This window comes from Lysinibacillus sp. FSL H8-0500 (assembly GCF_038051955.1).
Lineage (GTDB): Bacteria > Bacillota > Bacilli > Bacillales_A > Planococcaceae > Lysinibacillus > Lysinibacillus macroides.
The window spans coordinates 2,269,732-2,281,843 of sequence record NZ_CP150292.1; the positions used below are offsets into that span (position 1 = coordinate 2,269,732).

A 12,112-nucleotide genomic window follows, 5' to 3' on the forward strand; every position below is an offset into this window, starting at 1 on the left:
TTATAAATACCTGTCCGGATGAAATTTATCCTACCTATTTATTGCTGAGGTACACTTTTTTAAAAAAGTACGTGTACCTCAGTTTGTACCTCACATTGTACCTGAGTTAAATACCCTTAAATACGTTTAAATACATAGGTATAGAAACCACCACGAAAACAAAACCTTGATATATCAACAATCTTGAAATTAAAAACACGTAGATAGGATGCAGAGTCATAAGGGAAACTTATAAAAAAAGATAATATTAATGTAATTTACTTATGAATATAAATGGGTTATGATGAGTATTGGAGAAAAGATGCTACATTTTTTAAAGCCTTTTCAAAAAGATATAATTAGGGGGATCCGCAAATGGCACAAGGTAATTTACACAATAGTCGTGCATCATTCGAAGTAAACGGTAAAACTTACAATTACTATGACTTAGCTTCAATTGAAAAAGCTGGCGTTGCAAAAGTTTCAAACCTTCCTTACTCAATCAAAGTATTATTAGAATCTGTTTTACGTCAATACGATGCGTATGTAATTAAAGAAGAACACGTAAACGAATTAGCAAAATGGGGTAATGGTGCTGATCCAGAAGCTGAAGTACCATTCAAACCTTCTCGCGTTGTATTACAAGACTTTACTGGTGTACCAGTAGTTGTTGACCTTGCATCTCTTCGTTCTGCAATGAAGGAAATGGGTGGCGACCCAAGCAAAATCAACCCTGCTATTCCAGTTGACCTTGTAATTGACCACTCTGTACAAGTTGACAAATATGGTAATGCATCTGCATTACAAGCAAATATGGACCTAGAATTCGAACGTAACGCTGAGCGTTATAACTTCTTAAAATGGGCACAAACTGCTTATGATAATTTCCGTGCTGTACCACCAGCAACAGGTATCGTTCACCAAGTAAACTTAGAGTACTTAGCTCCAGTTGTACACGTAAACGAAAATGCTGATGGCACATTCGAAACATTCCCAGATTCAGTAGTAGGTACTGACTCTCATACAACAATGATCAATGGTATCGGTGTTCTTGGATGGGGCGTAGGTGGTATCGAAGCGGAAGCAGGTATGCTTGGTCAACCTTCATACTTCCCAATCCCAGAAGTTATCGGTGTTAAATTAGTTGGCGATCTTCCAAACGGAACAACTGCAACTGACTTAGCATTAAAAGTAACACAAGTATTACGTCAACGTGGCGTAGTTGGTAAATTCGTTGAGTTCTTCGGACCTGGCGTATCTAAATTACCACTAGCTGACCGTGCGACAATCTCTAACATGGCTCCTGAATATGGTGCTACATGTGGTTACTTCGCAATTGATGAAGAATCATTAAACTACATGCGTTTAACTGGTCGTGACGAAGAGCACATCGCAGTTGTAGAAGCTTACTTAAAAGCAAACCATATGTTCTTTGATCCAACATTAGAGCCAGTTTACACTGATGTTTTAGAAGTAAACTTAGCTGAAATCGAACCAAACCTTTCTGGTCCAAAACGTCCACAAGACTTAATTCCACTATCTCAAATGCGTACTCGCTACAAAGAAGCAGTAGTGGCACCACAAGGTACACAAGGTTTCGGTTTAACAGAAGATGAATTCGCAAAAACTTCTGTAGCAAAATTCGCTGAAGGCGATGTAGAAATTCCAACAGGTGCTGTAGCAATCGCTGCCATCACTTCTTGTACAAATACATCTAACCCTTACGTATTAATTGCTGCGGGCTTAGTGGCGAAAAAAGCTGTAGAAAAAGGTCTAACAGTGCCGAAATGGGTAAAAACTTCTTTAGCACCAGGTTCTAAAGTTGTAACTGGTTACCTTGAAGATTCAGGTTTACAAGCTTACCTTGACCAAATTGGTTTCAACACTGTAGGTTATGGTTGTACAACATGTATCGGTAACTCAGGTCCATTACTACCTGAAATCGAAGATGCTATTAAAGCAAATGACTTATTCGTAACTTCAGTTCTTTCTGGTAACCGTAACTTTGAAGGTCGTGTACACCCACTTGTAAAAGCGAACTACTTAGCTTCACCACCACTTGTTGTTGCTTATGCACTTGCTGGTACAGTGGATATCGATCTACAAAAAGATTCATTCGGTAAAGACAAAGATGGTAACGAAGTATTCTTTGCTGATATCTGGCCATCAACTGAAGAAGTTAACGCAGTGTTAAGTACTGTTGTTAACCGTGAGTTATTCCAAAAAGAATACGAAACTGTATTCACAGCGAACGAAAAATGGAATGCAATTGAAACATCAACTGAGTCTCTTTACACATTTGATGACAAATCAACTTACATCCAAAACCCACCATTCTTCCAAGGTCTTGCAAAAGAGCCAGAAGCTATTAAAGGCTTAGACGGCTTACGCATTATGGCGAAGTTCGGTGATTCAATCACAACTGACCATATTTCTCCAGCTGGTGCAATCGGTAAAGATACACCTGCAGGTAAATATTTAATTGAAAACGGTGTTGCAATCCGTGACTTCAACTCTTACGGTTCTCGTCGTGGTAACCACGAAGTAATGATGCGTGGTACATTTGCAAACATCCGTATCCGTAACCAAGTGGCTCCTGGTACAGAGGGTGGATTCACTACTTACTGGCCAACAGGCGATGTAGAGTACATCTATGACGCATGTATGAAATACCAAGAGCAAGGTACGGGCTTAGTGGTACTTGCTGGAAACGACTACGGTATGGGTTCTTCTCGTGACTGGGCTGCGAAAGGTACATTCCTACTTGGCGTGAAAACTGTTATTGCACAATCTTACGAGCGTATCCACCGTTCTAACCTAGTAATGATGGGTGTTCTTCCACTTCAATTCATGCCAGGTGAATCTGCTGATACATTAGGCTTAACTGGTAAAGAAGAAATCTCTGTTAACATTACTGACAACGTAAAACCACGTGAAATCTTAACAGTAACTGCTAAATCTGAAGATGGCACAGTTAAAACTTTCCAAGCTTTAGCTCGTTTCGACTCAGAAGTAGAAGTAGACTACTACCGTCATGGTGGTATCCTACAAATGGTTCTACGCGCAAAAGCAGCTGAATAATATAAATTATCAAACAGCATGTTAGTTTTTCTAGCATGCTGTTTTTTTATATGCAATAGATTAAATTATTGTCAAAATTTAATCTATTTCTTCCGTTAATTTTAAATTAATTGCCAAATGTCTAGCATTTTCTCCACAATTTATATAGAATTGTAATGTAAGCCTTTTTAAATATACATACATGGGGGACGATTATGATGACGAAGAAAAAACATAAGCTTTACACAGCCGCAACGACGGCAATAGCGGTGACAGCTTTAGTAGTAGTACCTGCCTCAGCAGCTAACTCATTTTCAGATGTAAGCAAAGACTCTGCACATTTTAACAGCATTTCAACACTAAACGAAGCTGGGATTATTAACGGTTTTCCAGATGGCACATTTAAGCCATCACAGGATGTAACACGTGGTCAAGCGGCAAAAATGATTGCAGGTGCTTTCGGGCTTACTCCCGAGTCAACTGAAGAAGACCCGAATTTCAAAGATGTAGCTACATCTAGTGCGTACTATGAAGCTATCGTTACATTAGTGAATCTTGGTGTTGTACAAGGCTATGAGGATGATACATTCCGTCCAAATGACACAATTACACGTGGTCAAATGGCGGTGATGGTCGCACAGGCAACAGGTTTAACAGCAGAAGGTGAAAGTCCATTTACAGATGTGCCACAAGATAGCCCATATGCAGATGCTGTAACGGCATTATATGAAGCTGGCATTGCAAAAGGTCTTACTGCAACAGAGTTTGGTGTAGAGAAAAATGTAACACGCGGTCAGCTAGCAACATTTATTGTGAATGCATTAGGCTTAGCTGAAGAAGAGACTGTAGCGGAGGATACGAAAGAAGAACAACCAACAGAAGAACAATCAAATGAAGAAGAGCCAGCAACAGAAGAACAACCTGAGACAACAAATGATAGCTCTACATTAGAGGAAGTATTTACTAAAACATTAGCGAAGCAGCAAGAGCTAAAAAGCGTGAAGGCAACAATGACAATATCGCAGTCTGTAGAAGTAAATGATGGTCAGGAAACAATGACAATGGATTCTAAAGGCAATATGTCCATGGATATTGTGACAGAGCCGATGCAGTTCTTTGCGGAGGGTACAATGTCAATGACAGATCCAACAAGCGGTGAAGCTATTAATTTGCCAATTAAAATGTATATGACAGCTAAAGATGGTATGTACATGTATGAGGCAGAGCAGCAAGCTTGGCTGAAATTCCCGAGTCAATTATTTGAGGATGCACTGAGCCAAACAGGGGTACAGCCAAATGCAGCAGAGCAATTAGAGATGCTACAAGCATTTGCTGACGATTTCACATTAGAAGAAACAGCAAGCCATTATCAGTTAACATTAAAAGGTGCTGGCGATAAATTTATGGAGCTTGTGCAGCAGCAGCTTGGTGCAATGGACTTAGGTGTAGATGCTGACCTAGAGGCACAATTAGGTGATATGTCTTTCGATAACCTTGCGTTTACATTAGTAATCAATAAAGAAACATTTGATGTAGAAGAAATTGCGATGGATATGACAATCAATATGCAAGTAGAGGGCAATTCGATTAAAACAAGACAGCAATCAACAATCAAGTACCATGATTTCAATGCTGTTACAACGATTACAATTCCACAAGATGTGCTTGAAAACGCTGTAGAATTGGATTTAAGCGAAGCAACAGCAGCGTTAGAAAGCAAAAAAGTAGAAGTTACAGCAAACAAATAAGACATTACGAAAAAGTAGGTTTATACCAAATTGGTGTAAGCCTATTTTTTGTTTTCTTTATAGGGCAGAGGGGGGATGAATAATAGACAAATAAACCCCCGATTTGCAAAAAAGTCAGGAGTTTAGGTGTTTAAAATAGTGACATCTAATGAAAGCCCATTAAGTCCTGTACTTTCTGTGTATTTGCGGTAGATGTCAATATTTCTAAAAAACGAAAGACTACATCAAAGCCTGTTCCTGGGTTAGAAGAGGTGATAATATGCCCTGTTTGTATAATACGTTCATCGGTAATTTTCACACCATAGCTTTTTAGCTGTACTAAGCGTTTACTTGTTGGATGATGGTAGGTGGTTGCTAGACGATTTTGCAGGATACCGCTATGCGCTAAAATTAACGAAGCGACACAGATTGTAGCAATTGGTTTTTGCTGTTTATCGAAGTGGCGAACCACCATCTGAAATTCCTCACTAAAGGCATCCACATAAAAGCCCGCTTCTTCAAAGCCTCCTGGAATAGCTAAAGCATCAAAATCCTCTAAAGCAATTTCATGTAATAATTTTTCAGGAATAACCTTAAAATTCCATGTGCATTGTAGCTGAGCATGTAAGCCTACCGTTACAACCTCTGTTGAGCCATCACCCTCCCATTTATTCCAGCCAAGTACATCTGTAAAAACACTTGCCTCCACAGCTTCAAAGCCATTTGCTAAAAGTAACAATATTTTTTTCATATCCCTAATGCCTCCCTTGTTGCTTTTATTGTAAGCAATACAACATTGTAAGAACAGAAGCTGTATAATGTAAGGTAGATAAAATACTTTATTTTAACAGGAATTATAGGGAGAATAGTTAATTTAGAAAGGAAGTTAATCATGGATCAAATTGATATGAATATTTTACAGCAACTACAGGGCAATGCGAAAATCTCAATGAAGGAGTTAGCTACTGCGGTTCATTTATCTTCCCCTGCTGTTATTGAACGCGTAAGAAAGCTTGAGGAACAAGGGGTGATTGAAGGGTATCATGCAAAATTGAATTTAACAAAGATAGAGCGCACCATTCAAGCAATTATTTTGTTTAAATCCATTGATTGCAAAAGCCTTGCAGCGTTTTGTAAGGGGCATCCAGATGTGCTTGAATGCTATCGGGTAGCGGGGGAGATTAGCTATATTGTCAAACTTGCAACCTATTCAGTTGAAACATTAGAGCAGTTTATTGATGCAGCGATGCCCTATGGTACACCATCTACCAATATTATCTTATCTTCAATGGAAAAAATGGTGATCACACCGTTTTCTGATGATTACTAATAAAAAAGCAAACCTTCCGTCCATGAGCACCGTTTATAGGATAGAGAGGGGGAGAGATGTTGCAAATCAGCGAACTAGAACGAATTATGGAACAGCATACGGAAAGATTAATTCGTCTTGCCTTTTACTATGTTAGGGATTTACAAAGTGCAGAAGATATTGTTCAGGATGTTTTTATTAAATTTTATGATAACCAGCAAAATTATGAGGAACGCGGAGAATTAAAGGCTTATTTATCAAAGCTAGTTGTAAATAGAAGTAAAGATTATTTGCGCAGGTGGAGCTATCGCAAAATTCAAGTACAGCAGAAAATTTTTGCTAAACAAGCCATTATCAGAAGGGATATGCTTGTTCAGCAGGATGAACAAACGTTAATAGAAAATGCTATTCTGGCATTGCCGTTAAAACAGCGTGAGGTGATTAGTCACTTTTATTTTGAAGAAATGGCTGTTGTGGATATTGCGGAGCTCTTAAATATTCCTGAGAGTACAGTGAAAACAAGGTTGCGTCGTGGGCGAGAGTTACTAAAGCCAAAGCTTCAGCATATTGAGTGGGAGGTGCTTTTGCATGAGTAAGGTAGATATAAGGGTGCTAAGGAATTTATCGGACAGTAAAAAGCGTGTGATGACAAATGTTATGCAGCACTTAGAGCAACGACATGAAAAAAAATCTTCTAAGCGCTGGCAATATGGGGTACTCACCATGGTCTTAAGCGTATGTATAGGATTGTTTATTTATCATCAATACAAGGATGCACAACAGCAAGCTTCTATGATCCCGCCTGTATTAGATGAACAAATGTTGGAGCTAGCTTTACAAAGCGATGCAAAAATGAATGGCAAGAACCGTCTATATAGATATAGCTTTGATAGCTTTTTAATGGTAGAGTCAGCCTTTGTTTATGCACAATCGCAAGGACTAGCACCTACACAATCGCAAGTAGCTAAGAAATTAGAAGAAGTCATGGATAGTTTTCATTATGGGGCACTTACACTGAGTGAGCGTTTGTCAATGCTACAAATGTCAGAAGAGGCGTTTATTGAAAGCTATGCCAAGCCAATTGCCTATAAAGCAGCGACAGGTGACTTATTATGGGACGCAACGAAAGCTGATTATCCAAATACAAGCGATCAAGTTCGTATGTGGTTTGTTGAGCAAGAGGCGATGCGCTATTTAGAGCAGCATTATCATCGAGAGATTGCCTTTTTACGAGAGAAATATAAGATACCTGAAAAGGAAAACCAAATGATTTATATACGGAGCGGAATGGTTGTTGCTTTAAAGGAATATGAATTTTTAGTTGTATCGGGTGCTTTTACAGGCGATTTAACGAAATTATCTGCGGATGAAATTGTACAGAAGCATACAAATGGTACGTGGTTTCCCCTTGTTAATGTCCCTAAAGCATTGTCCGTTGGCGATCGGGTGGAGGTACAATATAGCGAAGCAATTGGTGGCGACGGTTCTAGGCCATTCTTAGATTTTAAGGATAACATCGGAATAAAGATAGTCGAGGATTATCAATAATAAAAGATTAGACATTCTAAATTGCTGGAATGTCTAGTCTTTATTTTTTCTTTGTAATTGGAGAAAAAGTAATATTTTCTAATAAATGTTTTAAAAAGGGATGAAAATTAGAGGAGCTATCTTAAGAAAGTAGTATTGAGTACAACATGAAGGAACGAAGGGGAGATATATACTTGCGGTTACATCATAAATTGAAGGAAAATTAAAGGATAGACTATGTGTGTTGAAAAATGCTCAAAGCTAAAGAGCTGTTGATTCAAACTAATTATCAGCATCAATATGCGCTCCTTCATCAAAGCATTATCATTTGTTTCAACGGAATTTTTTAAGATTGTCCACTGTTGACAGACAATTGGTAATTTGCTAAGATGAAGGACAATAAAAGCATACAAATTCGTTGATGAGAAAGAGTAGTGTTTCACTTTGTTCTACAGAGAGCCGACATTTGGTGGAAGTCGGTGTGCAGGTGTTACATGAAAATCCTCTCTGAGAAGATTAGCTGAATCGAGTAAGCTAATCCGGGTGTCTACCGTTAAAAAGAACACGTATGATTGTACGTTGCTGAGTGCTATTGGCCATCGTGTCAATAGAAATTAGGGTGGTATTCGCGGTTAACCCCGTCCCTTTTCCTTGGGACGGGGTTTTTTGTATGCCTTTTATACAAATTTGCTTGTATAGGAGGAACTAATATGAAGAAAGAACAAAAGAAGGAAACAACGGTGGAACGGAAACAAGGATTCGTGCATTATGGTCGCAAGAAGGGACCTTCGCCAAATCTGTAAGCAATCGTGCTGGACAGCAGCCCTTTGTATTTTATGAGGGACCACCAACAGCGAATGGGTTACCACATGTCGGCCATGCATTTGGTAGAACCATAAAAGATGTGGTGGCCCGTTACAAAACAATGCAAGGCTATTTAGTTGAACGCAAAGCAGGTTGGGATACACATGGGTTGCCTGTGGAATTAGGGATAGAAAAGGCTTTAGGGATCTCTGGAAAGCAGGAGATTGAAAACTATGGGGTGGAGCAATTTATTCAAGCATGTAAGAAGAGCGTTTTTACCTATGAGCAAAAATGGCGTACTTTTACAGAGCAACTTGGCTACTGGCTTGACATGGATGATCCTTACCTAACATTAAGTAATGACTATATTGAATCTGTGTGGCATATTTTAAGCCATGTTCACAAGGAAAAACTGTTATACAAAGGACATCGCGTTTCACCTTATTGCCCTAGCTGTCAAACTTCCTTAAGCTCTCATGAGGTGGCACAGGGCTATAAGGATGTTAAGGATTTATCCGTTACTGCAATGTTTAAGCTAGAGGATCGAGACGAATATATCTTAGGCTGGACAACGACGCCTTGGACATTACCAGCCAATGTAGCCTTGGCTATGAATCCTGCTCTTCGATATGTCCGTGTAAGGCATGCAAACAGCATCTATATACTAGCCAAATCGTTGGTAGCAAAGGTTTTTTCAGAGCCTGTTGAGATATTAAGTGAGCATGACGGTCAGGATTTTGCAGGTGTTTCCTATCGATCGCCATTTTCCTATGTAGCCGTCGATAAAGGGCATATCATTGTCATGGCAGATTATGTGACAGAGCATAGTGGAACAGGAATTGTACACATAGCACCTGCTTATGGAGAGGACGATTATAAAACGGTGCAGCAACATGGCTTGTCCTTTGTCAATGTAGTTGATCTTAAAGGCTGTTATACAGAAGCGGTACCTGAGCTTGTTGGACGATTTGTGAAAGATTGTGATGTCGATATCATTAAAATGCTTGCAGCAAATGAGCTTTTATTTGCTAAAGAAAAATATGAGCATAGCTATCCGCATTGCTGGCGCTGTGATTCACCATTATTGTACTATGCAACAGATAGCTGGTTTATCAAAATGTCGGCATTAAAAGAGCAGCTTTTACAAAATAATCAGCAGGTGACATGGTACCCTAGCCATATTAAGGATGGACGATTTGGCAACTTCCTAGAAAACTTAGTGGATTGGAATATTAGTCGTAATCGTTATTGGGGAACACCACTCAATGTGTGGATCTGTCAGGATTGCAATCATGAGGAGGCACCTAACAGTGTTGCAGCGCTACAACAATTAGCCAAAGGAGCTGTCAATGAACAATTAGAGCTCCATAAGCCATTTATAGATGCCATTGTCTGTACCTGTCCTGTCTGCCAAGGCGACATGAAACGTACGCCTGAAGTTATCGATGTTTGGTTTGACAGTGGCTCGATGCCATTTGCCCAACAGCATTATCCTTTTGAAGACGTAGCGAACTTTCATCATCAGTTTCCAGCAGATGTGGTCATTGAGGGCATCGACCAAACGCGAGGATTTTTCTATAGCTTATTAGCAGTATCGACCTTGTTTACAGGAAAACCACCTTATAAAAATGTGCTATCGTTAGGGCATGTACTCGATGAGCATGGACAGAAGATGTCCAAAAGTAAAGGCAATGCATTAGAGCCTGTTGAGTTAATCGAGGAGTATGGAGCTGATGCTCTACGTTGGGCATTTTTAGTTGATAGCTCCCCATGGAATCCAAAGCGTTTTTCGAAGAAAATTGTCTTAGATGCGAAATCTAAGCTTGTGGATACACTCGACAATACGTTTAAATTTTATGACATGTATGCCCAAATCGATGACTTTACGTATGATGCTACAAATACAGGTACACGTTCACAGCTAGATCATTGGATATTGTCTCGCTTACATCACACTATATTGCTTGTCACAACCTCCATGGATGATTATCAATTTACACAGGCTACAAGGGAAATTGGTCAATTGGTGGAAGAGTTAAGCAATTGGTATATACGTCGTTCACGTGCTAGATTTTGGGCAAATGGAATGACAGCAGATAAACGAGGTGCATTTAGCACACTTTACGAGGCACTGACATCCATTTGTCAATTAATAGCACCGTTTACACCATTTATAGCAGAGGATATCTACCGTCAACTATGTGGAAAAAGTGTTCATCTTGAGGAATATCCACTATTCGACGATCAACTAGTGGATGTGAAGCTTGAACACGAAATGGCAACGGTCTTAACAGTTGTGGAACTTGGACGTAGCATTCGCAATAGTCAGGGAATAAAGGTCAAGCAGCCTTTAAGTGAACTCATTGTTGCCCTAAAAGGTGAACTGTCGGATTACCAAGCCTATAGCGAACTCATTCAGGATGAGTTAAACATCAAAGCTTGTAGATGGACACATGATTTTTCAGCCTATGAAAGCGTGCATTATAAATTGAATTTTAAAACAGCGGGAGCGGCATTTGGTCCAAAGGTTCATCAAGTAAAAGAGTATGTGTTGTCATTAACAGAGGAAGAGAAACAAAGGCTACAACATCATGAAACTGTGGATCTCATGATGGACGGTCAACAGCTAACATTATTAAGAGAACATGTAATAGCTGAATCAATCGTCAAGGACCATTATATTTTAGCGGAGGATAGCACTTGCCGTGTCTTGATGAATGTTCAACTTACAGAGAGCTTACTACAAGAAGGGCAAATACGAGAATTGATTCGTACTATACAAGATGCACGAAAAAAATGGCAGCTACCAGTGGCGCAATATGTATCGATTGCCTTTAATGGTAGTGCAGGGGTACTTTTCATGATTCAGCAGCACGAAGCTTTATTACAAGAAAATGTATTAGTCAAAGCTATTTATTATGGTGAGCAATGGCCTCATGCAAAATCCATTGAGACGGCATTGTTTAATGAAAAGCTCACTTTATTTGTTTCTCTATAAAAGAAAAGCTCAGGGTTACCTCCCAAGCTTTTTCTATGTACGTTAAAATAAGCCACTTGCCAGATAACATGCTGTTGCCCAAATAAAGACGGCGGAGCATTTATTAAATAGTCGCATCAATTTTCCAGAGCCGTCTAGTTTTTTGAACGAGGCGCCAGTCAATGTGAGACCGAAAAACCATAGCCAGGAAATGAACACACAAGCAACAGTGAACATTATTTGCTCGGTTCCACTATATTTTAATGCGCTTGTACCAATAACACCGATTGTATCTAAAATAGCATGTGGATTTAGAAGTGACACAGAGAGTGCGAAGAGAATTTGTTTTTTTATAGGCAATGCTTCGCTATTTTCAGTGTTTGCTGGATTTGAACGCCAAATGCTATAGCCCATGTAAAGTAAAAAAATGATACCAATAGTCATTAAAGTGATACGCAACCACTCAAATTGTAGAACTATTAATGACAGACCGAATACCGCAAGTAGAATAAGCAGTGTATCACAGATCGCAGCTGTCACACCTGCTGGCAAAGCACGTAATAAATTTGGTTGTGTAGCTCCTTGTGAAAAAACAAAAACATTTTGTACGCCTAATGGCAAAATGAGTCCAAATGCTAAAATGATACCATGAAGAAAAGCCTCCAACGATCATTCCTCCTTTCTTTACTTATTTTAGATATGGTATAACTAAAAGAAAACGACCAATCG

7 protein-coding genes, 1 pseudogene and 1 other annotated feature are annotated in these 12,112 nt (G+C 39.3%); of the genes and pseudogenes, 6 read left to right on the forward strand and 2 right to left on the reverse strand.

The features are described from left to right. Positions 1-354 precede the first annotated feature (354 nt). Positions 355-3,060, forward strand: a complete 2,706-nt coding sequence (gene acnA / locus MHB44_RS10830; RefSeq protein ID WP_341302775.1) for an aconitate hydratase AcnA — start codon at positions 355-357, stop codon at positions 3,058-3,060. Positions 3,061-3,254: 194 nt separating this feature from the next. Then, complete coding sequence (locus MHB44_RS10835) at positions 3,255-4,787, forward strand: S-layer homology domain-containing protein (RefSeq protein ID WP_341302776.1); 1,533 nt, start codon at positions 3,255-3,257, stop codon at positions 4,785-4,787. Positions 4,788-4,932: 145 nt separating this feature from the next. Here MHB44_RS10835 and MHB44_RS10840 read toward each other — a convergent pair whose 3' ends face one another. Next, the gene (locus tag MHB44_RS10840; protein WP_341302777.1) at positions 4,933-5,517 is read right to left on the reverse strand and encodes a DJ-1/PfpI family protein; all 585 of its coding nucleotides are present in this window, start codon (positions 5,515-5,517) and stop codon (positions 4,933-4,935) included. Between the two features lie 141 nt (positions 5,518-5,658). Between MHB44_RS10840 and MHB44_RS10845 the strand changes: the two genes are divergently transcribed. From MHB44_RS10845 to ileS, 4 genes and pseudogenes are all read left to right on the forward strand, one after another. Then, the gene (locus MHB44_RS10845) at positions 5,659-6,096 is read left to right on the forward strand and encodes an Lrp/AsnC family transcriptional regulator (RefSeq protein WP_341302778.1); all 438 of its coding nucleotides are present in this window, start codon (positions 5,659-5,661) and stop codon (positions 6,094-6,096) included. Between the two features lie 56 nt (positions 6,097-6,152). Then, positions 6,153-6,671 (forward strand): sigma-70 family RNA polymerase sigma factor, encoded by a 519-nt coding sequence (locus MHB44_RS10850; RefSeq protein WP_341302779.1) that lies wholly within the window; start codon positions 6,153-6,155, stop codon positions 6,669-6,671. After that, complete coding sequence (locus MHB44_RS10855; protein ID WP_341302780.1) at positions 6,664-7,623, forward strand: DUF3221 domain-containing protein; 960 nt, start codon at positions 6,664-6,666, stop codon at positions 7,621-7,623. The genes MHB44_RS10850 and MHB44_RS10855 overlap by 8 nt, the downstream gene beginning before the upstream one ends. Before the next feature lie 388 nt (positions 7,624-8,011). Continuing rightward, positions 8,012-8,251 (forward strand) — a binding site (T-box leader). Positions 8,252-8,312: 61 nt separating this feature from the next. Then, positions 8,313-11,404: pseudogene (gene ileS / locus MHB44_RS10860) on the forward strand (isoleucine--tRNA ligase). A 42-nt stretch (positions 11,405-11,446) separates the two neighbouring features. Here ileS and MHB44_RS10865 read toward each other — a convergent pair. Further along, positions 11,447-12,049: a LysE/ArgO family amino acid transporter gene (locus MHB44_RS10865; protein ID WP_341302781.1), complete on the reverse strand. Its 603-nt coding sequence runs from the start codon at positions 12,047-12,049 to the stop codon at positions 11,447-11,449. Positions 12,050-12,112 lie beyond the last annotated feature (63 nt).

Excerpts from the sequence above, each read along its gene's own strand:
- MHB44_RS10840 (WP_341302777.1), bottom strand. The coding sequence starts at position 5,517 with ATGAAAAAAATATTGTTACTTTTAGCAAATGGCTTTGAAGCTGTGGAG.
- acnA (WP_341302775.1), top strand. The coding sequence starts at position 355 with ATGGCACAAGGTAATTTACACAATAGTCGTGCATCATTCGAAGTAAAC.
- MHB44_RS10845 (WP_341302778.1), top strand. The coding sequence starts at position 5,659 with ATGGATCAAATTGATATGAATATTTTACAGCAACTACAGGGCAATGCG.
- MHB44_RS10835 (WP_341302776.1), top strand. The coding sequence starts at position 3,255 with ATGATGACGAAGAAAAAACATAAGCTTTACACAGCCGCAACGACGGCA.
- MHB44_RS10855 (WP_341302780.1), top strand. The coding sequence starts at position 6,664 with ATGAGTAAGGTAGATATAAGGGTGCTAAGGAATTTATCGGACAGTAAA.
- MHB44_RS10850 (WP_341302779.1), top strand. The coding sequence starts at position 6,153 with ATGTTGCAAATCAGCGAACTAGAACGAATTATGGAACAGCATACGGAA.